The organism is Shewanella sp. BJSY2023SW005 (assembly GCF_047314585.1).
Classification (GTDB): Bacteria; Pseudomonadota; Gammaproteobacteria; order Enterobacterales; family Shewanellaceae; genus Shewanella; species Shewanella algae.
In genome coordinates, this window is the sequence record NZ_JBKORJ010000049.1 from 1 (window position 1) to 20,539 (window position 20,539).

The 20,539-nt window shown below is 54.3% G+C and carries 20 protein-coding genes, 1 pseudogene and 1 riboswitch; of the genes and pseudogenes, 17 read left to right on the forward strand and 4 right to left on the reverse strand.

Features of this window, described 5'->3' with window-relative positions:
• Positions 1–80 precede the first annotated feature (80 nt).
• Positions 81–1,175, forward strand: coding sequence for an ISAs1 family transposase (locus ACMHXI_RS14720; RefSeq protein WP_109248997.1), 1,095 nt, complete (start codon positions 81–83; stop codon positions 1,173–1,175).
• 3 nt (positions 1,176–1,178) lie between these two features.
• Positions 1,179–2,687, forward strand: a pseudogene (locus ACMHXI_RS14725) (multiheme c-type cytochrome); the annotation flags it as partial.
• A 111-nt stretch (positions 2,688–2,798) separates the two neighbouring features.
• Here the strand turns inward: ACMHXI_RS14725 and bioA are convergent.
• Positions 2,799–4,115, reverse strand: coding sequence for an adenosylmethionine--8-amino-7-oxononanoate transaminase (bioA, locus tag ACMHXI_RS14730; RefSeq protein WP_413735318.1), 1,317 nt, complete (start codon positions 4,113–4,115; stop codon positions 2,799–2,801).
• 174 nt (positions 4,116–4,289) lie between these two features.
• On the opposite strand from bioA, the gene bioB reads away from it, so the two are divergent.
• The 4 genes from bioB to bioD are packed head-to-tail and all read left to right on the forward strand — an operon-like array spanning position 4,290 to position 8,016.
• A complete protein-coding gene (gene bioB / locus ACMHXI_RS14735; protein WP_044735865.1) occupies positions 4,290–5,354 on the forward strand; it encodes a biotin synthase BioB in 1,065 nt (354 codons plus the stop codon).
• Between the two features lies 1 nt (position 5,355).
• Positions 5,356–6,501, forward strand: a complete 1,146-nt coding sequence (locus ACMHXI_RS14740) for an aminotransferase class I/II-fold pyridoxal phosphate-dependent enzyme (protein WP_413735321.1) — start codon at positions 5,356–5,358, stop codon at positions 6,499–6,501.
• Positions 6,498–7,289, forward strand: a complete 792-nt coding sequence (locus ACMHXI_RS14745) for a methyltransferase domain-containing protein (protein WP_115390179.1) — start codon at positions 6,498–6,500, stop codon at positions 7,287–7,289. The genes ACMHXI_RS14740 and ACMHXI_RS14745 overlap by 4 nt, the downstream gene beginning before the upstream one ends.
• Before the next feature lie 37 nt (positions 7,290–7,326).
• A complete protein-coding gene (bioD, locus tag ACMHXI_RS14750) occupies positions 7,327–8,016 on the forward strand; it encodes a dethiobiotin synthase (RefSeq protein WP_025890091.1) in 690 nt (229 codons plus the stop codon).
• 45 nt (positions 8,017–8,061) lie between these two features.
• On the opposite strand, the gene pepE is transcribed toward bioD, so the two are convergent.
• Entirely contained in the window at positions 8,062–8,772 is a 711-nt protein-coding gene (gene pepE / locus ACMHXI_RS14755; RefSeq protein ID WP_215794773.1) for a dipeptidase PepE, read from the reverse strand.
• A 288-nt stretch (positions 8,773–9,060) separates the two neighbouring features.
• Between pepE and htpX the strand changes: the two genes are divergently transcribed.
• Entirely contained in the window at positions 9,061–9,927 is an 867-nt protein-coding gene (gene htpX, locus ACMHXI_RS14760) for a protease HtpX (protein ID WP_025011003.1), read from the forward strand.
• 305 nt (positions 9,928–10,232) lie between these two features.
• Positions 10,233–10,580: a tetraheme c-type cytochrome CctA gene (cctA, locus tag ACMHXI_RS14765; RefSeq protein WP_145840048.1), complete on the forward strand. Its 348-nt coding sequence runs from the start codon at positions 10,233–10,235 to the stop codon at positions 10,578–10,580.
• 100 nt (positions 10,581–10,680) lie between these two features.
• Here cctA and ACMHXI_RS14770 read toward each other — a convergent pair whose 3' ends face one another.
• Positions 10,681–11,421 carry a cytochrome b/b6 domain-containing protein gene (locus ACMHXI_RS14770; RefSeq protein WP_413735324.1) on the reverse strand — a complete coding sequence of 247 codons (741 nt, stop codon included), beginning with the start codon at positions 11,419–11,421 and terminating at the stop codon, positions 10,681–10,683.
• Between the two features lie 186 nt (positions 11,422–11,607).
• Between ACMHXI_RS14770 and ACMHXI_RS14775 the strand changes: the two genes are divergently transcribed.
• Positions 11,608–12,252 (forward strand): helix-turn-helix transcriptional regulator, encoded by a 645-nt coding sequence (locus ACMHXI_RS14775; protein ID WP_044734762.1) that lies wholly within the window; start codon positions 11,608–11,610, stop codon positions 12,250–12,252.
• Here ACMHXI_RS14775 and ACMHXI_RS14780 read toward each other — a convergent pair.
• Positions 12,249–14,003 carry a M61 family metallopeptidase gene (locus ACMHXI_RS14780; protein WP_413735326.1) on the reverse strand — a complete coding sequence of 585 codons (1,755 nt, stop codon included), beginning with the start codon at positions 14,001–14,003 and terminating at the stop codon, positions 12,249–12,251. The genes ACMHXI_RS14775 and ACMHXI_RS14780 overlap by 4 nt on opposite strands.
• 239 nt (positions 14,004–14,242) lie before the next feature.
• Here ACMHXI_RS14780 and hinT point away from each other — a divergent pair, with 239 nt between their 5' ends.
• The 8 genes from hinT (at position 14,243) to ACMHXI_RS14820 (ending at position 20,502) form a co-directional block, all read left to right on the forward strand.
• Complete coding sequence (gene hinT, locus ACMHXI_RS14785; RefSeq protein ID WP_101052958.1) at positions 14,243–14,599, forward strand: purine nucleoside phosphoramidase; 357 nt, start codon at positions 14,243–14,245, stop codon at positions 14,597–14,599.
• On the forward strand, positions 14,596–15,096 hold the full coding sequence (locus ACMHXI_RS14790; RefSeq protein ID WP_028780462.1) for a PaaI family thioesterase: 501 nt from the start codon (positions 14,596–14,598) through the stop codon (positions 15,094–15,096). Before hinT ends, ACMHXI_RS14790 begins: the two co-directional genes overlap by 4 nt.
• Entirely contained in the window at positions 15,093–15,545 is a 453-nt protein-coding gene (locus tag ACMHXI_RS14795) for a PaaI family thioesterase (RefSeq protein WP_039032743.1), read from the forward strand. The genes ACMHXI_RS14790 and ACMHXI_RS14795 overlap by 4 nt, the downstream gene beginning before the upstream one ends.
• A 17-nt stretch (positions 15,546–15,562) precedes the next feature.
• On the forward strand, positions 15,563–15,952 hold the full coding sequence (locus ACMHXI_RS14800; protein WP_093983145.1) for a YcfL family protein: 390 nt from the start codon (positions 15,563–15,565) through the stop codon (positions 15,950–15,952).
• Between the two features lie 147 nt (positions 15,953–16,099).
• Positions 16,100–16,209, forward strand: a riboswitch (TPP riboswitch).
• Between the two features lie 55 nt (positions 16,210–16,264).
• Complete coding sequence (locus ACMHXI_RS14805; protein WP_413735328.1) at positions 16,265–18,421, forward strand: TonB-dependent receptor; 2,157 nt, start codon at positions 16,265–16,267, stop codon at positions 18,419–18,421.
• Between the two features lie 63 nt (positions 18,422–18,484).
• A complete protein-coding gene (locus ACMHXI_RS14810; protein WP_025011199.1) occupies positions 18,485–18,745 on the forward strand; it encodes a hypothetical protein in 261 nt (86 codons plus the stop codon).
• A 3-nt stretch (positions 18,746–18,748) separates the two neighbouring features.
• A complete protein-coding gene (gene pnuC, locus ACMHXI_RS14815; protein ID WP_413735330.1) occupies positions 18,749–19,399 on the forward strand; it encodes a nicotinamide riboside transporter PnuC in 651 nt (216 codons plus the stop codon).
• A complete protein-coding gene (locus ACMHXI_RS14820; RefSeq protein ID WP_413735332.1) occupies positions 19,396–20,502 on the forward strand; it encodes a phosphotransferase in 1,107 nt (368 codons plus the stop codon). The genes pnuC and ACMHXI_RS14820 overlap by 4 nt, the downstream gene beginning before the upstream one ends.
• Positions 20,503–20,539 lie beyond the last annotated feature (37 nt).

Genomic DNA, 20,539 nt, shown 5'->3' on the forward strand with positions numbered 1-20,539 from the left:
CAGGGCGGGATCCCACTTTAAATTGAACTTTTACGGTTGGTCATGATCTGATCTGCCTTGCCCTTAATCCACAGATGACCATGACCCTTTTGAAACAACTAGAACAGATTACCGATCCCCGTAAGGACATCAATCTAAAGCATAATTTAGTGGATGTGGTGTTCCTGACACTCAGTGCTATCCTCAGCGGTGCGACTGGGTGGAAGTCCATTCAGGAATTCGGAGAAGAACAGCTAGATTGGCTCCGTCTGTACCGAAAATTTGAAAATGGCATCCCTAAAAGGCATTGTATCAGTAATATAATCAAAGCATTGGACAGCGAACTGCTCCTTCAAGCCATATTTGGCTGGATCAATGAGCAACGGCAAACGGAAGGGAAAACCGTTATCGCGCTGGATGGAAAAACCCTGCGCGGGGCGTGGAGTGAGGATGCTAAGAATGCACTCCATGTTGTCAGCGCATTTGATGTCGGCAACGGCATTACACTTTACCAAGACAGTTCACATTCTAAAGGGAAAGAAGCTGAAGTCGCCCGCAACATGATTGATGCTATGGCACTGGATAATGCCGTTCTGACGCTGGATGCACTGCATTGTCAGGTGTCTACCATGAACAAAATTAAACAGGGGAACGGTGATTTCATTATTCAGCTCAAGTCGAACCAGCCGGGATTATTTGAAGCAGTCAAAACCAGCTTCAGTAAAGCGTATGAGCAGCCAGAACTGGCTATATTTGAGCAGTTCAACATGGGTCATGGCCGCAGGGAGCGCCGAACAGTCATGCAGATAGAAGCAGAATTATCAGCGGAACTTAAGAAAAAGTGGCCGCACATCACCTCATTTATCGAAGTTGCCAGTGAACGGACAGTCGATGGAATAACATCATGTTCTTCACGCTGGTATGTCAGTTCCTTACCGCTCAATGCCGAAGAGGCCGCGAGGACTATTCGAGAGCATTGGGGGGTAGAAAATCAGCTCCATTGGGTGCTGGATGTGGTCTTCCGCGAAGATGCGCTGAAGGTAACGGATCCTGATGGCGCAAAGCATCTCGCCCTATTTAACCGAGCGGCTCTGAGTGCGATAAGGCAGCACCAAGGCAAAAAAGACAGTCTGGCAGGTAAGCGCCGCCGTGCTGGTTGGAGTCCTACATTTCGCTCAGAGTTGTTATTTGGTTAAGATATAAGCAAAGTGGAATCCCGCCCTGGTACCACAACAGAAGCCTGTTATGCCTGTCACGTGGATTATTCACTCAGTCCTCGTCGTCACGCCAGCTACGTGGCTGAAGGCATGGACGGTGAAGTGGATTTTGTGGCAGGTTGCTTGGTCTGTCACGGCTCAGTCAGTCGCGCAGCGACCAATGATGAAGGATTCTCCATCGGTGGCTATGCCACCAATGCCTTATCCAAGATAGGTCACATCAATCACAGGGAGTTCAGCAAGGACTTCAGCGTGCTCAACTGCAGCAGTTGCCATACTGATGCGCCGATCAACAGTAACTTTACCGGCCCTGGTTGTATCGATTGTCATGGTAAAGAAGGGACACCGGCCGGAGACATAGTGCCTTCAAATGGTCTGGACTTCCGTGAACTGCATGAACAGAAAGCCGGGATCACCAAGTTGCAAGCGCTGCGCCTTGGTTACACAGTGGCGCTTTCTACCCCTGAATCCGATGGTGCCGGTGGTTGGTGTTCTACCATCAGTGTCAAGGATAAAGAGGGTAATCTGGTCAATATCGGCAACAACTATAATGCCGATTATGCCACCGCAGGTTATGTTGCCGCCAAGCCGATAGTCTATGCCGGCGCATACTTGCATGCCTATGACAACCATGGCTTGGTGGGCCGCCCGGGCGCCCGTAACTCAGAAACCAAGACGGACAATGCCGATGGTACCCGCACTGTGTGTTATGCGGCGGCCAACATAGCCGCAGGTTATGAGAATGCCGGTTATATGTTCTCGGCGCGGGTGACTTTCTCCAGCGAAGGTTGGCAGTACTATGATGGCAAGGTACGTGGTCAGACAGGTGATCGCATTCGTGCCAATGGTTATGACGGCTCCATGGGGGTCTCCTTCACAGCTTACTCAGATGTGATCAGTCCGGCCGATGGCAGCAAGATCTCCGGCTTTGATCGGCGTCAGGTGGTGGCTGACAGCAGCTGTATCACCTGCCATAACGATGTGACTGCCTTCCACAAGAACGGTGAGTTCGATAACGGTGGTAAGGGTTGTATCGCTTGTCACGGCAACGGAATGGCCCGCACCAGCGCCGATTATGGTGCCGGCTTCGGTCCCATGATCCACAGCTGGCACTGGGGTAAGGGGGCTACCGTCGGTGAAGTGGCTCAGGATGCCGATGGTAACTGGAGTCAGACAGGAAAAGCCAACGGCGCCGCAGCGATTGCACCGGCCAGCAGTTGTGTAGCCTGTCACCAGGATGGCCTGTCGCTGGCCGCTGTGCCCAACCAGTATATTCTGGAGCCCGGCAGCAAGATGACCAGCCCGGTCACCGCAAACTGTTATGCCTGCCACACCAGTGATTCGGCCAAGGCGCATATGAGCCAAAATGGCGGTGATATCAGCGTGGATATCCCGGCTGTTGAGTGGTTCAAGCAGCCAAGTGCCGAATCCTGTGCGACTTGCCATGACACCGGCAGAACCTTTGGTATCGATAAGTACCATAAGTTCTAAAAGGGTTCTATTGAGTAAACATTCCCTGCAAGGCTTGGTTTACCTCAAGACAAAGCGGCTCATTTGAGCCGCTTTTTTTGCTGTCCTGAGTAGAGTTGAGGTGTAGCGGGCTCAGCCGTGACTGACGAAGGCGCTGTCATCTTGATTTTGCTCGCTCGTCAGTGCGGCCACTTCCAGCATGGCCTGGCTCAGGCAGCTCAGCTCTTCTGCGCTGATACCATAGGGCGGCATGATATAGATGAGTTTGCCAAAGGGACGGATCCACACGCCGCGGGCAACAAATTCGGCCTGCAGCGCCGCGGTATTGACCTGTTTGTGCATCTCCAGTACCCCAACGGCGCCAAGCACCCGTACCGCTTTGACTCCCGGCAGTACCGCTGCCGGTGCCAGTTCCTGTTTAAGCTGAGTTTCAATGGCCTTGACCTGAGCTTGCCACTTACCGCTTGCCAGCAGTGCCAGGCTGGCGCGGGCGGCGCTACAGGCCAGAGGATTGGCCATAAAGGTCGGCCCATGCATAAATACGCCGGCAGGGGAGCTGTCTATACCCGCCGCCACTTTATCGCTGCACAGCGTCGCCGCCAGACTGATATAGCCGCCGGTGAGCGCCTTGCCGACACACATGATGTCCGGCGCTATGTCTGCGTGTTCGCAGGCAAACAGCTTACCGGTACGGCCAAAACCTGTGGCGATTTCATCCAGGATCAGCAGCACATCGTACTTGTCGCACAGGGCTCTAGCCGCCTTGAGATAGTCGGCGCTGTAAAACCACATGCCACCGGCACCTTGCATTATGGGCTCGAGGATCAGCGCGGCGGTTTGCTTGCCGTGCTCGGCCAGCATGGCTTCGAGTCCGGCGATGTCATCTGCTTTAGCGGTTTCACCAAAGGGTGTGCTCGGCGCCGGGGCAAACAGTTGCCGGGCCACATTGTCACCAAACATGGTGTGCATGCCGCCCTCCGGGTCGCAGACGCTCATGGCGGCGAACGTGTCGCCATGGTAGCCCTGCTTGACCGTCATGATGCGGTTTTTCTCAGTCTTGTTTTGTCCTTGCCAGTACTGCAGCGCCATTTTCAGCGCCACCTCCACCGAAATAGAGCCTGAGTCAGCCAGAAACACCTTGGTCAGTGGCTCCGGGGTGATAGTGATGAGTTGGCGACACAGTTCTATGGCGCTCTCATGGGTGATCCCTCCGAACATCACATGGCTCAGGCGTTTGAGTTGCTCTTCCATGGCGTTGAGAATTGCCGGGTGGCTGTAACCATGGACGCAGGCCCACCAGGAGCTGGTGCCGTCGATAAGCTCGCGACCATCCTCCAGCGTCAGGCGTACGCCCTCGGCGGCTTTAACCCCATAAACGGGTAGGGTGTGGCTCATGGAAGTGTAGGGATGCCAGATATGCTGACGGTCAAAACAATAATCTATGCTCATATATTAACCAAAGGTAAACCTGTGCAACTGGTTGGCGTTGACAGTGAGGGCGTCGCGGGTATGCTAACGAAAATAATTCAGGCCTTCAAGCAGCCAGCTGAACCCGGATCCCGATGGATTAATCGGGAAAATCGGCTTCAGCAACAAATAGATCAGACTCAGGTAACACAGAATATGTCCAATACAGAGCTGCGCCATGACTGGCGCCGTGAAGAGGTTGAAGCCCTCTTTGCCCTGCCGATGAATGATTTGTTGTTTCGTGCCCACAGCGTGCACAGAACCCATTTCAATCCCAATGAAGTTCAGGTCAGTCGTCTGTTGTCAATCAAGACGGGTGCCTGTCCGGAAGACTGCAAATATTGCCCCCAGAGCGCCCGCTACGACACAGGATTGGAAAAAGAGCGTCTGCTGGAGATGGAAAAGGTATTGACAGAGGCCAGAAGCGCCAAGGCCGCCGGTGCGACCCGTTTCTGCATGGGAGCCGCCTGGCGTAACCCGCATGAACGCGATATGCCTTATCTCAAGCAGATGGTGCAGGAGGTTAAATCCCTGGGGATGGAAACCTGTATGACCCTGGGTATGCTCAGCGAAAACCAGGCCAACGAGCTGGCCGAAGCCGGGCTGGATTACTACAACCATAACCTGGATACCTCGCCGGAATACTATGGTGACATCATCACCACCCGCACCTATCAGCAGCGGTTGGACACCCTGGCCAATGTGCGCGCCGCCGGTATGAAGGTGTGCTCCGGCGGGATTGTCGGTATGGGCGAGCAGGCCACCGACAGGGCGGGTTTGCTGCAGCAGTTGGCCAATCTGGAGCAACATCCCGACTCTGTGCCTATCAATATGTTGGTCAAGGTGGCCGGTACGCCGCTGGACAGCCTGGACGACCTGGATCCGCTGGAGTTTGTGCGCACCATAGCCGTGGCCAGAATCATGATGCCTTTGTCGCGGGTACGCTTGTCGGCCGGGCGTGAAAATATGACAGATGAGCTGCAGGCCATGTGTTTCTTTGCCGGGGCCAACTCGATTTTTTATGGGTGCAAGCTGTTGACCACCGCCAACCCGGAAGAAAATGACGATATGAGCCTGTTCCGCCGTCTGGGATTGACCCCGGAGCAGGGTAAGGCCGCCACGGTCGAGGAAGAGGGCGCTGAAATAGCCCGCGCCGCGGCCAAGGCAGAGGCTATCAATAACAAGGCTCAGGGACAGTTTTACGACGCCGGAGCCCTGTAACTTGACCTCATTGCTGGACAAAATGGCCCGCCGCCGTGAAGAGCTTATGCGCGGCGGCTTGCTCAGGCAAAGACGCTGCTTTGCAGCAGCGTCCGGCCGTGAGCGACTATTGCATCCTGTTGCCCAAGCCCAAGCCACAGGCAAACCATTGTTGGATTTTGCCGCCAATGATTATCTGGGCCTGGCCCGTCATCCCAAGGTCATCTCTGCGCTTGCCAAGGGGGCAGAGAACTATGGCTGCGGCAGCGGCGCTTCACCTCTGGTTTCGGGTTACAGCGAGGCGCATCTCAAGCTGGAACAAGGTCTGTGCCGGACGCTAGGCGCAGAAGCGGCGTTACTGTTCAGCTGTGGTTTTGCCGCCAACACTGCGCTGATGAAAACCCTGTTTAGCGCCGAAGATACAGTGATTGCCGACAAATTGGTGCACGCCTCCATGATAGATGGCCTGCGCGACTCAAAGGCCAAAATACGGCGTTTTGCCCATAACGATATGGCGGCCGCCACAGCGTTTTTGGTCCGGCATCCCGGCAGCGCTGTGCTCACCGAAACCGTGTTCAGCATGGATGGCGACAGGGCGCCGCTCGGTAAATTGAGCCACTTGTGCCAAGAGCACGGCAGCCCGCTTATTCTCGATGATGCTCACGGCTTCGGCCTATTTGAGTCATCATCCCTGCCTGTATTTGCCCGTTTGGTGACCTTTGGTAAGGCGCTCGGTGGTCAGGGCGCGGCGATTGTGGGCTCGCAGGAATTGATAGACTATCTGGTGGCCAATGCCCGTGAATACATCTATTCCACCGCGCTGTCACCCGCCTGCTGTATGGGCGTGCTCAAGGCCCTGGAGCTGATCCAGCAAGAGCCCTTGCTTGAGCGCCTCAACGCCAATATCGCTTTGTTTCGCCGCAGCTGCCAAGAGGCGGGGATCTCCTTGATGCCATCTGAGTCGCCAATTCAACCTCTGTTGGTGGGTGAGAGTGGCAAGTGTATGGCGCTGGCGGCAAGACTTTTGGAACGCGGCTTCCTGGTGGGGGCGATTCGGCCACCCACAGTCCCCAAAGGCAGTGCCAGACTGCGTATTACCCTGAGCGCCGAGCACAGGGAGCAGGATATACTGGCCTTGGCCTCGGCATTGGCGGAGCTGATGGCATGAGCAACATGAGTCATGAGCCTCTGGCCAGTCACGCAGGCCTGGTGCAATCCGTGCCGCTCGGGGATGTTGCCGGGCGCTTTTCCAAGGCGGCAACCGCTTATGAGCGCCACAATAGGGTGCAGCGTCTGACGGCCGAAGCCTTGCTTGACTGGGACGATTGCCCACACTCAGGAAAACTGCTGGATATAGGTGCAGGTCCGGGCACGGCTTTTGCCACGCTCGGCCCCCAAAGCGTGACCGCCCTGGATATCGCCAGCGGAATGCTCAAGCAGCTGAAGGGAAATTTCCCCGATTATCAGGTTGTTTGTGGTAATGCCGAGCAGCTTCCCTTTGGCGACGACAGTTTTGATGCGGTTTATTCCAATCTGGCGCTGCAGTGGTGCGGCGATATTCCGGCCGCCTTGGCAGAGATTTTTCGGGTCATGCGCCCGGGCGGTTCGGCGCGCCTAGCTATAGTGGCCCGGGGCAGTTTGCCCGAATTACAGACGCTGGGGCTGCGAGTCAAGGTGTTTGCAGCCGAACATAAGTTGGAGCAAGCGCTGGCGCAGCATCCCTGGCAGAGCTTGCACACGCAAAGCCGCACCTTTCAGTGCCATTTTGCCAATCTCAGGGAATTGCTTTACTCCATCAAGGGGGTCGGCGCTTCAGTCGGCGCCGACAAAAACTCAGGTGCCGGGCTCAAGGGAAAGGGTTTTTGGCATACACTTAACGGGCAGGCCGAAGTCCTTAGAACGGACAAGGGAATGCCGCTGACATACAGGATAGTAATGGTTCAGGCCCGAAAATAACCATTGATGTTTTGGCTGTAGGGGTAGTTCAGCGATGATTTTTTTTGTAACAGGTACAGATACCGACAGTGGCAAGACTCAGGTCGGGGCCGCGCTGCTGCATAAGGCACGAGTCGAGCATGGCTTGAAAACCTTGGGGGTAAAACCCCTGGCCTCGGGTTGCCACAACACCCCTTACGGGCTGAGAAACCCGGACGCCCTGGCCTTGATGGATGAATCCACTCTGAAACTGCAGTACGACAAGGTGAATCCTTTCAGTTTTGAGCCGGCGATTGCCCCTCATATTGCTGCCGCCGATCTCGGCCTGGATATCAGCCCCGAGGCGGTACTGGCAGCGCTGGATTTTACCCAATATGCCATGGCCGATTTCTGCCTGATAGAAGGGGCCGGTGGTTGGCGTTTGCCTTTGGGGGAGGGGCGTTTCTTATCGGAAGCGGTGCAGGGACTGGCTCTGCCCGTGATTCTGGTGGTGGGAATGAAGCTTGGCTGCCTTAATCATGCCGTGTTGACCCAGGAAGTGATCCGCGCCGATGGGCTTGAAATCGCCGGTTGGGTGGCCAATCGCGCCGAAGCCGATATGAGTCGCTTCGATGAAAACCTGGCCAGCCTTAAAGACTTGATGCAGGCGCCGCTGTTGGGAGTGGTGCCGCATCTGGCTCATCCCAGTGCCGAGGCCATGTCTCAGCACCTGGATTTGAGCCCTCTGCTGGCCAAAGTGCCCGGTTGAGCCCTGGAGTTAAAAAGCAGCAAGGCCCCGTAGGGCCAAGTGTTTTTAGCTCAAAAGATTGGAAAGATCACTGCCTACAGGCACGGGGATCTCCTGCTCTACACCGCTGAACAGATAAGCTTCCTTATCTCCCAAAAGACTCAGTTTATTGTCCTGCAGCAACAGGGCGCTGCCTTCCTGGATGGCCAGTACCGGCGTCTTGGGATCGACACAGGTAAACTCAAGCAAGCGCTGGGCCCGGGTTTCACCATTGTGACCCGGCGCCTTGTAGTTGCTGTAATGCGGATTGATTTGCAGTGGCAGCAGGCCAAGGGCACTGAATGATGGCGGCTCTATAATAGGCATATCATTGGTGGTACGTATGCTGAGGCCGGCAATATTTGAACCTGCACTCCAGCCAATATAGGGTTTGCCGGCGGCGACTTCCTCTTTGATCAGATGCAGCAGATCGTAGCGGTACAACTCATGCAACAGGTGGAAGGTATTGCCACCACCAACCAGAATGCCGTCAGCATCGCGAATAGCCTGCTTGGGATCGCCATGTTGATGGATAGAGGAGATATCCAACCTCAATGGTGCCAGGCCATTAACCACGGCTTCCAGATAGTTGTCATAGCTCATGCTGACACCGGCATAAGGGATAAATATCCACTTGCGGGCCTTTTCTGTCATAGGCTCAATAAAGGGTAGGGCATGTTCCAGGTAAGGGGTGTCGCCAGCGCGGGAGCTGCTGAGCAGCAGGGTATTTATCGTCATAATCGTCGCTGTCCTTCAGATTGATTTGCGTTGCTTGATGGTAACAAAAAGCCTTTACACTCAACAATCGCCGCCGGTGTTTTCGGTCGCCTTAAAAAGCCGCACTCGGGCAATTGATTAAGTTTGATTTAATCAAGCCTGCCTAGACTGCTTCCTCTGCGTAACCGGGGCGTTTGGGCGGGAAAGCTAAACAATAATTTACCTTTTCCCACTTGAATTCCCGCCAAGTGGACATATTATGTCTGCAATGACGCAATTCCGGTACAAGGGTACCTTACAGGAGCTGATATGAAGCGTGTATTTCTATTGATTTTGACTAACCTTGCCATCCTGTTGGTGGCATCGATCGTCATGTCTATTTTGGGTGTCAATACTCAAACCATGGGTGGCTTGCTGGTGTTTGCGGCGATCTTCGGTTTTGGTGGCGCCTTTATCAGCTTGGCGATTTCCAAGTGGATGGCCAAGAAGACTATGGGCTGTGAGGTGATCACTCAGCCCCGAGATAACACAGAGCGTTGGTTGCTCGAGACTGTAGCCCGTCAGGCACAGCAGGCCGGGATCAAGATGCCGGAAGTGGCCATCTACCAATCGCCTGAACTGAACGCCTTTGCTACAGGCCCAAGCAAAAACAACTCTCTGGTGGCTGTGAGTACAGGTCTGCTTTACGGCATGAGTGCCGATGAAGTGGAAGCCGTACTGGCGCACGAAGTCAGCCATGTGGCCAACGGTGACATGGTGACTCTGACCCTGATCCAGGGCGTGGTGAACACCTTTGTTATCTTCGCTGCCCGTGTGGTTGCCGGTATCATCAATAACTTTGTTGCCAGCAACGATGAAGAGGGTGAAGGCCTGGGCACCATAGCTTATATGGCTGTGGTATTTGTGCTGGATATGCTGTTTGGTATTCTGGCGTCCATGGTGGTGGCTTACTTCTCCCGCATCCGTGAGTTCCGCGCCGACGAAGGTGCCGCTCGTCTTGCCGGCAAGAACAAGATGATTGCGGCGCTTGAACGTCTGCGCACCGGGCCGGAAACCGGTGCCATGCCGGCCAATATGTCGGCCTTCGGTATCAATGGCAAGCGCTCAATGACCGAACTCTTTATGAGTCACCCACCGCTTGAAAAGCGTATCGAAGCGCTGAGAAACCGCGGATAATTTAGCAATACTTTCTCTTAAGGAGGTCGGTTGGCCTCCTTTTTTTATGCTGTTGAAACGCTTATTGATACAGATGCTTATGTGTAAATTAAATGTAAAATTCCGTAATTAACCGATGGTTACATGATTCAGCGCACATTTTGCTTTTGCGCAAGTTGTTAAAGTGGCGGCGACTCAGAATTAGTTTGCCAATTGGCAAAAGCTTGGCTAAGTTAATCCAAGTCGTGCTATTTACTGATAGTGAGACAAAGGTCATACCTGACATAAGAACCTTTGCTCGACTGTCATCATCGGAGGATATTATTGTGAGCAAGAAACTCTTGAGTGTGTTGTTTGGTGCCGGTTTGGCCGCACTGGCCATGTCACCATCTGCTTTTGCAGAAGATCAGAAGCTGTCAGATTTCCACGCGGATATGGGTGGCTGTGAAAGCTGTCATGCCGATGGTTCACCTTCAGCTGACGGCGCCTATGAATTTGAACAGTGTCAGAGCTGTCACGGTTCGCTGGCAGAAATGGATGCGGTACACAAGCCACACGATGGTGCCTTGATGTGTGCTGATTGCCATGCTCCCCACGACATGAACGTAGGTCAAAAGCCTACCTGCGATAGCTGCCACGATGATGGCCGTACTTCAGATAGCATACTGAAATAAGAAGCGCATATCGCTCGAATGACAACGCCGGCTTGATGCCGGCGTTATTGTTTCTGGCTGGTGCCTATCTCTGGCTCTGTGTGGTGAGCCAATGTCTCAGTCAGTCTTTATCCACCGGCGTTGTTGGCAGATATTTATTGCCGGAAAACATAGCAGAAATAATACCAGGCTGACGCTTACGCTCGGCGTGGATCACCGCGGCTATGTGCAGCAATACCAAGAGAAGCAACAGATATACGCTGTAGACATGTACTTTCCCCGCCAAGCCCTTGGCGCCCTTAATCGCTGTAGCCTTGTCTGGATTAACGCCTGTGTCATCATAGGGTTTGAGGCTGGCAGGCTCAACACCATCGGCGGCGATATATTCCTGAACCATGCCGCCCAGCGGTGGATAGAAGATGTCAGTACCGGCTCGCACCAAACCTGTCACCATGATCAGCGTCAGCAAACCCAATAAGGCGATGACCGCCAGTTTGCCCGCCGGATTATGGCCGAGATATTGTGGGTTTTCGCCTTTCTTGAGTGCTGCACGATAGCTTGCCAATTCCCCTTTTTTGGGGAGTAGTTTACCAAGACGCGCCTTGATAGGGCCGAATAATCCCCACAGTAATCTGAATGCCAGGTTGATGGCAAAGGCATAACCTATCCATACGTGCAGTGTCTTCAGGCCGATTTTGGCGTCGAGACCACTGATCCCGAAGTCAGATTTGAACATCATTACCCCGCCGATGATCACCAGCAGCAGCACCAAAAGCAGGTTTATCCAATGAAAAAGGCGAGTGGGAAGATCCCATGCCTTATAGCGAGACAGGCGCACTTCGCCCGCAGTATTTGTTTCCATGTTTGATCCCCCAGATCTGTTTTCCCCCTTTATGTTAACGCCTGTAGCGGCGCTTGTTCAGTTAACTCTTATTCATTTTGAGTTTTTGGTAAGGAATCTGTACTTCCATTTCAAGCAGTTGTCTGCTTTGACACTCATGTTGCGTTAATGTAAATTTTTTTTGGGTTTTTTAGCTGAGGGCAGCCTATGTTCAATGTGATGCACTGGCTGGTGGTTTCCAGATCCGCGCTGTTGACCGAGCTGATGGATAGCCGTTGGCCGCAGGAGTTTCTGGTACGCTTGTCCTGCTTATCTCCCGATAGATGGCACACAGATGCCTTGAGAGCTGATGTCGACATGTTGTTGCTGGATTTGGCCACTGTGGAACCGGCCTTGGGCTATAAGATTCTTAAACAGGCCACCAGGAATCGCGGTTGCAAAGTGGTGTTACTGCATTATCCCAGGAGGGTGGAGTATGAATGCCTGTTGTTGCCGTCTGTGGTCAAGGCGGTTTTCTATCCCGAGGCGACCTTGGCACAGTTGAGCCGTGGCCTGGATATTGTGCAGAAGGGCGGCTGCGATATTCCTTTTGAGTTGCAATCCCGGCTGGCCAAGGGAGAGCTTAGTGGCGATGTGCTGACTTTCAGGGAGCGGGAGGTGCTGCAGGCACTACTGGCCGGGCTCAGTAATCAACAGATTGCCACTTCCCTCTATGTCAGTGAAAGTACGGTCAAGACCCATCTCTATCGGGTGTTTCGCAAACTGAATTTAAGCAACCGAGCCCAGGTGATGGCCTGGGCCCAGCGTCACTTGATGGCCGATGTGGCCGAGAGTCAAGGCTCAGGTAGTTAACCCAGCCAGGCCTTGGCTTTGGCTGGATCGGTGAGCTTGAGTGACACAGTATCTATTGCCGCCGGGTTGATAGGCAGTTGGCCTGTCATCAGTTCATCACGGCGGAAGAAGTGCAGCTCCAGACTATCGCCGGGCTCATATTGTTGCAGTTCATTTTCAAATTGAGCGCCGACCTGCAGACCATTGGCGGCAATCAGCAGATCCTGAGCCGCGAGCCCGGCGCTGTGAGCCGCGCTGCCGTTGGTTACACTCACAATTCGTAACCCCAGGGCTTCAGCCTTGTAGCGGGCTCCGAAGCCGATTTTTTGCCCCTCAACATCCCCGCCGCCCTGATCCTGAGCGCCTTGGGCACTGCGAAGCTGCATCTCGATTCCGAATTGCGCCAGCAGGGGCGCCAGTGGCAATTCTTGGGTATTATCCAGAAAGGCAAATTCTGCGCTGGCATCCCGGCCAAGCAGCTCCTCATAGAGGCGGCGATGAGAGTCATCTTCCGTGCCTATCCCCTGTCTGCCAAAGGCCTGCCACAGCTTTTGCATCAGGTTATCCAGTGCGTATTTTCCCTGGGTTTCCAGTCTCAGAGTCAAGTCCAGATACAGGGCAAACAAAGCTCCCTTGGTGTAATAGCTGACGATGGCGTTGGCGGCGTTTTCATCCTGTTTGTAGAACTTGGTCCAGGCATTGAAGCTCGAATCTGTCAGGCTCTGCAACTGCCTGCCCGGCATGCGATACACCCGGGTCATGGTCTGGGATAGCATCTCCAGATATTGCTCATTGGAAACCCTGTTGGCTCTGAGTGTCATCAGGTCATCATAGTAGGAAGTGATACCTTCATAAGCCCACAGCTGACGGGTGTAGGCCTCAGCCTCCAGCGCATAGGGCATGAAGCTGGCAGGCTTAATGCGTTTGACGTTCCAGCTGTGGAAATACTCGTGACTGCAGAGCGACAGATAAGTGCGGTAATCCTTGTTGACCGGCATCTCCATACTCAGCGGCAGATCCTTACGGGAGCAGTGCAGGGCGGTGGAGGCTCTGTGTTCCAGTCCTCCAAAGCCATTGCCTAATACCTGGGTCATAAACAGGTAGCGCTCAAACGGCGCTTCACCGAAGAGGCGGATCTGGCTCTCGCAAATAGCCTTGAGATCGTCAAGCAGTCTGGGCATGTGGCAGCGGTGACGCCCGGTCAGTATCACATCATGGCGCACGCCACAGGCCTCAAAGCTGCCGTGGGTAAAGGTGCCCATCTCCACCGGATGGTCGATAAGCTCATCATAGTTGGCGGCGCTGAAACGGCCGAACTGCCACTCTTCACCCTCGATTCGACTCAGGGTTGTTGCCAGCTGCCAGTTGGCTTCCTCCTCCGGGGGCAGAATTTCCAGCTCCAGCGGCTCAAGCTCTTTGCCGGCCACCGCCAAAAAGACGCTGCTGCCGTTGAAAAAGCCGTGGGTCTGATCCAGGTGGGCGCTGCGCACCGACATATCCCAGGCATAAACCGAGTAGCGCAATTGCAGCAATTCGGCATTGGAATCTATCAGCCAGCGCTGCTTGTCAAGCTGAGTAATGCTGAGCGGACGCTCCAGCTCATCAAAGGCTTTAATATCTATGATATTGCGACAAAAATCGCGAACCATGTAGCTGCCCGGGATCCAGGATGGCAACCAAAGTTCCTGTTTCGGAGCCGGTGCCTGAATGGTGATTTTGACCTCGAACAGGTGAGCGTGGGGATCTATGGGGCAAATCTGATAACTGATCATCTGATATCCGTATGAATCGTTGGCGAGTGCCGGGAGCCAAATTGGGTGCTATCCGGCTGAGCATGGCGACAATGCTGCCAAAAAAGCCAGGCTGCGGCAATTACTTGCCGAGTTTTAAATGGCTTGGGGTTCAAATCGCCGTGGCCGATTACATCTCCGGGCCGAATGGTATTATACTGCCAAGAACACAGAGGTTTGGCCCTTGGGCCGAGCCTGAACCGACACACCGGAGTGGCAAAATGGCCGAAGAAACCATATTCAGCAAAATTATCCGCCGTGAAATTCCCACGGACATACTGTATCAGGACGAACTGGTAACCGCCTTTCGGGACATCAATCCCAAGGCGCCCACCCACGTGCTGATAGTGCCCAATCATCTGATCCCCACGGTCAATGACGCCAAGGCCTCTGACGAGCAGGCCATAGGCCGTATGGTGACTGTGGCCGCCAAGCTGGCCACCGAGGCCGGGATCGCCGAGGACGGTTATCGTTTAATCATCAACTGTAATGAACATGGCGGCCAGGAAGTGTTCCACATCCACATGCATCTGCTTGGCGGTAAAGCCTTGGGGCCTATGGTGAGTTCAGCGTCATGAAAGTCAATCCGGAGTTTTTCCCGCTGACGACCCTGGCTACCCGTTTCGTCAACCAGTTGGCCCAGTGCCGCCGCCTCGGGCTCAAGGTGCATGAGGCCAGTGAGCACCATGTACTGATAGAATTGCCTTACAGCACCGAGCTGGTGGGTTACCCTGAAACCGGGGTTATTCATGGTGGGGTTATCACTACTTTGATGGATACTGCCAGTGGCTGCGCCGTGGTTTGTGCCATCAAGGACAAATATGGTTCGCTGGAGATCTCGCCGACTTTGGATCTGCGGGTGGACTATATGAAGCCCGCCGAGCCCCACAAGCCGGTGTATGGTTTTGCCGAGTGTTATAAGTTGTCATCCAGCGTAGCGTTCACCCGGGCCATTGCCTATCAGGACAGCATAGACGACCCCATCGCCCATGCGGTTGGTTCCTTTATGCGGATAAGCCCTGAAATGATAGGGGACACTTTCCGCAAGGCACTGATGGGTGAGGAGACGAAATGACAGATCCCAAGGCATCCCTGGATGTAAAAAGCATAGTTGCAAAAGTGACAGAAACCAATGATTTCAGTCACTTGCTTGAGCATGTGCCCTACGCCCGCTTTATTGGCATGTTGGTTGAAAGGTTTGGCGATGAACTGGTGTTTCGTCTGCCGGCCAAAGATGACAACATAGGTAACCCGGTTCTGCCGGCCATTCACGGCGGGGTGATAGCCGGGTTTATGGAGATGTCGGCCATCATCCAGCTTATGGTGTTTATGCAAACCAGTAAGGTGCCCAAGGTAGTTGATTTTTCCATCGACTATTTACGTGCCGGTTATCATAAGGACAGCTTCGCCGAGTGCCGAATTACCCGTCAGGGACGGCGAGTGGCCAATGTCAATATCGACTGCTGGCAAACCAACCGCAAGCAGTTGATTGCAACCGCCCGGGCACACTTTTTGATTGATTGAGAATAAGGGATTGGCAGATGAAAAAAGTCTTGGTAATAGCAGCAACCCTGCTGGCTCTGGCAGGCTGCGCCAACCATACGGCCGGGGTGTATGCCAGCTCGACCGGTGAAAGCCGTATCGACAATAGCAGCTTTGCCCGCTCTGTAAGTGTCGGTGATCTTATGGCCAGAGGCGAGGGCGGCTTGCTCAGAGGCACAGCCACCATCAGCAGCAAGGTCGCTACCGATATGCGCATTCAGTACAAGTTTACCTGGTATGATGCCAGCGGCTATACCCTGGATGATGAAGGTGTGTCCTGGAAGTCGGTCAAGCTGCATGGTAAACAGCAGTTGCAGGTGAGCGCCGTGGCGCCGAATCCGACCGCCAGCCGTTTTGAGATCTATGTGCGCGAGGCCTTTTCAAACTAAAAGTTGAAACCTCGGCACCACTGCCGCCCGAGCCATTATTCCCGTTGAATGCTCAACACTCGGGAGTATTGGAGTGGGCGGTTTTTTTATGCCCTCGGGTACAATTTGGCAACCTGGCTCACTTTTGTTGGTAACTCGTGTATACTGGCCCGCGCCAAGGGGTGTTTACCGCATTGCGGTTGACTGAGATGTCGTATGACGAACCCTTAGAACCTGATCCGGCTAGTACCGGCGTAGGAATGGGCCACAATTCGTGCACTTTCAACTCGCTTTCTTATTGCCGGATCTCAAACTGTGAATATTTGAGGTCCTATGTCCAAGTTTACCGTACCTACTCTGCTTGCCAACACCATTCAGATGCTGCTGTGGGCACCCGTTCATGCCGCCGATAATCCCGGCGTTGAAAAGCAAGATGAGCAACAAGCCATGGAAGTAATAGTCGTCAGCGGCGACTTTCGTGGCCTGACGCTGGAGAAGATGCCCTCCAGTGTGACTGTTATCGATGAGCAGCGCATTGAAGATCAAGGCGCCGAGCATTTCGAAGACATGCTGGGTAATGTGGCCAACTTCAACTGGTCAGGTGCCAGCTCCCGGCCAAGATACTTCCAGATCCGCGGTGTAGGTGAGCAGGAGCAATACCAGGGAGCGCCCAACTCCTCTGTGGGCTTTATTATCGACGATATCGATCTCTCCGGGCTGGGCAGCGTTTCCAGCCTGTACGACCTGCAGCAGTTTGAAGTGCTGCGCGGCCCCCAGGGTACCCGCTATGGCGCCAATGCCCTGGCTGGTCTTATCTATCTCAAGAGCAATGATCCCACAGACGTGTTCGAGCACGGCGCCGAAGTCTCGCTCGGTAATGATAATCTGCAAACCTTCAGCGGCTTCAGCTCCGGCCCAGTGACAGATTCCGGCAAGTTGCTCTATCGTGTGGCGCTGCAGCAACACAAGCAGAACGGTTATCGCGACAACCTGTATCTGGGCCGTGACGATACCAATGAGCGCGATGAATTCAGCGGCCGTATCAAGCTGCGCTGGTACGCCACCGACAAGTTGCAGGCGGACTTCACTCTACTGCACGCCGATTTTGACAATGGTTATGATGCCTGGACCCTGGACAATAACGGCTTCGATACCATTACCGATGCGCCGGGCGTCGACAAGCAGCGCACCACGGGATCCAGTCTCAAGCTGAGTTATACCGGCTTTGAGGCTTTTGAGCTGGTGTCCCTGTCAAGCTATGCCGCTACAGATCATCATCACGGTTACGACGGTGACTGGGCCAACCCGGATTACTGGGCCGGGAAAGAGTGCGGCGGCGCACCCTGTGAGTACGATTACACCTGGGATAAACGCGGCGAGCGGCGCACTCTGTCACAGGAGTTCAGATTCAGCTCTAACGAGGCCGGGCGGATTTTCGGCGGCAGCACAGACTGGCTGGCCGGGCTCTATTTTATGGATCTCGATGAGGACAATGATCTCTACTCTGAATACAACAGCTGGCCGGATGAAGTGTTGACTTCCCGCTACAGCGCCAGTAACTATGCAGTGTTTGCCCAGTTGGACTCAGATCTGGGGGCGGGCTACAGCCTGTCTATCGGTGCTCGTATCGAGCGACGTGAGAGTGACTACAGCGACAGCAATGGTGATGCCTTTAGCCCATTGGAAAACATGTGGGGCGGCCATATCGCCCTGTCCAAGGCTCTGACTGAACACCATGAAGCCTATGCTCGGATAGCCAGGGGCTACAAGGCCGGTGGTTTTAATATGACGCTGCCCCAGGAGCTGGCCGACAAGAAAGAGTTCGATACCGAAATCCTCTACAACTATGAACTGGGGCTGAAATCCAGTTGGGCCGATGGCTTGCTGGATACACGTCTGGCACTGTTCTTTATGGACAGGGAAGATCAGCAGGTAGCGGCCTCGCTGCAGGATCCTGTCGATCCCCAGCGCTTTATTCTGTTCACCGAAAACGCCGGCAGCTCCAATAACTATGGCGCCGAGCTGGAAGCCAACTGGTATCCCACAGATTCACTGCAGTTCTACACCAGCCTTGGGTATCTGCAGACAGAATACGGTGATTACCTGTATCAGGATAAATATGGCAACCCTGTGGATCTCAGCGGCCGGGAACTGGCCCACTCGCCGAGATGGACCTATAGTCTCGGCATGACCTGGCGCAATGACATGGGCTGGTTTGCCAACCTCAACAGCAGCGGCAAGAGTGCGTTCTACTACTCAGACAGTAATGACTCCCGCTCTGAAGACTATCAAGTGGTCAACGCCAAGCTGGGCTATGAGGCCGACAAGTGGTCGGTTTACCTCTGGGGCCGCAACCTGTTCGATGAAAAATACGGCGTGCGCGGTTTCTACTTCGGCAATGAGCCGGATCAGGACTGGGCCGAGAAACAATATATCCGCTACGGGGATCCACGCCAGATTGGTGTGACCTTCAAGGTCAAATTTATCTGATGGCATAAGCCGTTGTCGGCCGGGGCGTGTTGCAGCGCCCCGGTTCATTACAGGAGATGTAAAATGAAGTTAACTGCCGAAATCAGCATGTATCCGCTCCACGATGAGTATCTGGAGCCTATTCAATGGTTTATCAAGCGCCTGGACAGTTATGCCAACATAGAGAGAACCACCAATGCCATGGCGACTCAGGTGTGCGGAGATTATGCCGAGGTGATGGCCATGCTGGCCACTGAGATGCAGGCAGCGCACGAGAAATTTGGCAAGGCGGTGTTTGTCTGTAAATTTATCGGCGGTGAGCTGAACTTGGGCCACAGGGAATAACCCATGAGTGAATTCTGGCACTGGCTCGCCGAGGCCGGCTCTCAGGCCCAGGGCATGGGCGCCTGGGAAGTGGTAGCCGTGGTATTGGCCTTGGCCTATCTGCTGCTGGCCATGAAAGCCAATATCTGGTGTTGGGCGGCAGCCTTTGCCAGCACTGCCATCTACACTGTGCTGTTCTGGAAAGTCGCGCTGCTGATGGAGTCAGTGCTCAACGTCTATTACATGGCGATGGCGTTGTACGGATACTGGCTCTGGCGCCGGGGTGGGGAAAACCATCAAGGAGTGGCTGTGACCTCCTGGCCCTGGCAGCGGCACCTGGTGCTGACTTTGTTGACTGGGTTGGTGTCTCTGTTTGTCGGTCATATGATGGCGACTTTCACTCAGGCAGCCTTTCCCTACCTGGATGCGGCAACCAGCTGTTTTGCTGTGATGACGACTTTTCTGGTGGCGCGCAAAGTGCTGGAAAACTGGCTCTATTGGGTGGTTATCGATCTGGTGTCCATCTATCTCTATTTAAGCAAGGGCTTGATGTTGACCTCACTCTTGTTTGTGCTCTACGTGGGGATGGCGGTAGCCGGATACTTTATCTGGCGCGCCAGAGCTCAGGAGTCCCGCGGTCGCGACTCCTCACAGCTTGAAAGCGGTGCGGCATGAAAGGCAAACCACTGACAAAACTTGAAGCCAGTCTGGGTGAAGGTTTGAGCTGCGAGCTCAACGCCGCCCTCAAGCGGCTACAGTTGTGGCCGCTTGAGGGGGCCAAGCCGCTCACCCTTGGGCTAAGCAACCAAAACTGGCTCTTGCAGGCCGGTAGCGAGTCAATGGTGCTGAGAGTCAACTCCCCGGGCTCAGACCGTATCTGCGACAGAAACAACGAACTGGCATGTTGGCGGGTTGCCGAGAAGGCGAACCTGGCACCAGGGCTGATTTGGGTCAGCGCTGACAAGGGGTTATATCTGAGCCGCTTTATCGAACAAGCGCCGCAAGCCAACTGGCAGCAGTTACTCGCATCCAAAGGCGCGGCCGAGATCGCAAGCGCGGCTCATAATGCCTTTGTTAATCGCAACAGCTTCTCTGGCCTGCCTGAGCGCAAACATGATTCTAAGCATGAATCTAAACATGGGCCTAGACATGAGTCTAAACATGAATTGGGCTCAGACGCTGTATTGGGAGCCAAGCAAGGCAAATCACCTCAGGCCTTACTGCTGGAGTTGCTGCTGGGGCTGAGGGGCTTGCCGGCCCCCAAGCTCGACATCAGTGTTGCCGAGCAGTGGCGCATCTATCTGGAGCGGCTCGATGATATGGCTCTGAGCCGGGGGCAGCCTTCAAGCTGGCAACAGCGGCTCATGCAACTTCATTCGGCCCAAGGGTTATTCGAGCAGTGCAACACTCGGCTGGAGGCCTGTCTGCTGAGGCCTCAGTATTGTCACAGGGATCTCAATCCTCATAATTTGCTGCTGGCCGAGGATGGACTCAAGTGCGTCGATTTTGAATATGCCTGCGCTTCCCACCCGCTGTTTGAGTTGGCCGGGGTGCTGTCATCCCATCAACTGAGCGCCGAGGGGCAGCAGTGGCTCATTTATCACTATCTTGAGCAGCATCCGCATTTAACCGACGATGCCCACCAGGCCGTGGCTGCAGCCGTCGATGTCTACTGGCTGTTTGCCTGCTGCTGGGCCTTGCAGATGGCCTGGGACAATCAGCAGCAGTCTTATCTCGACTGGTTTGATGACTTCTGGCATCTTGTAAAGCATCAATGAGTCAGGCAGGGAAGCTGTCGCCTGGCCTTAGCCAACT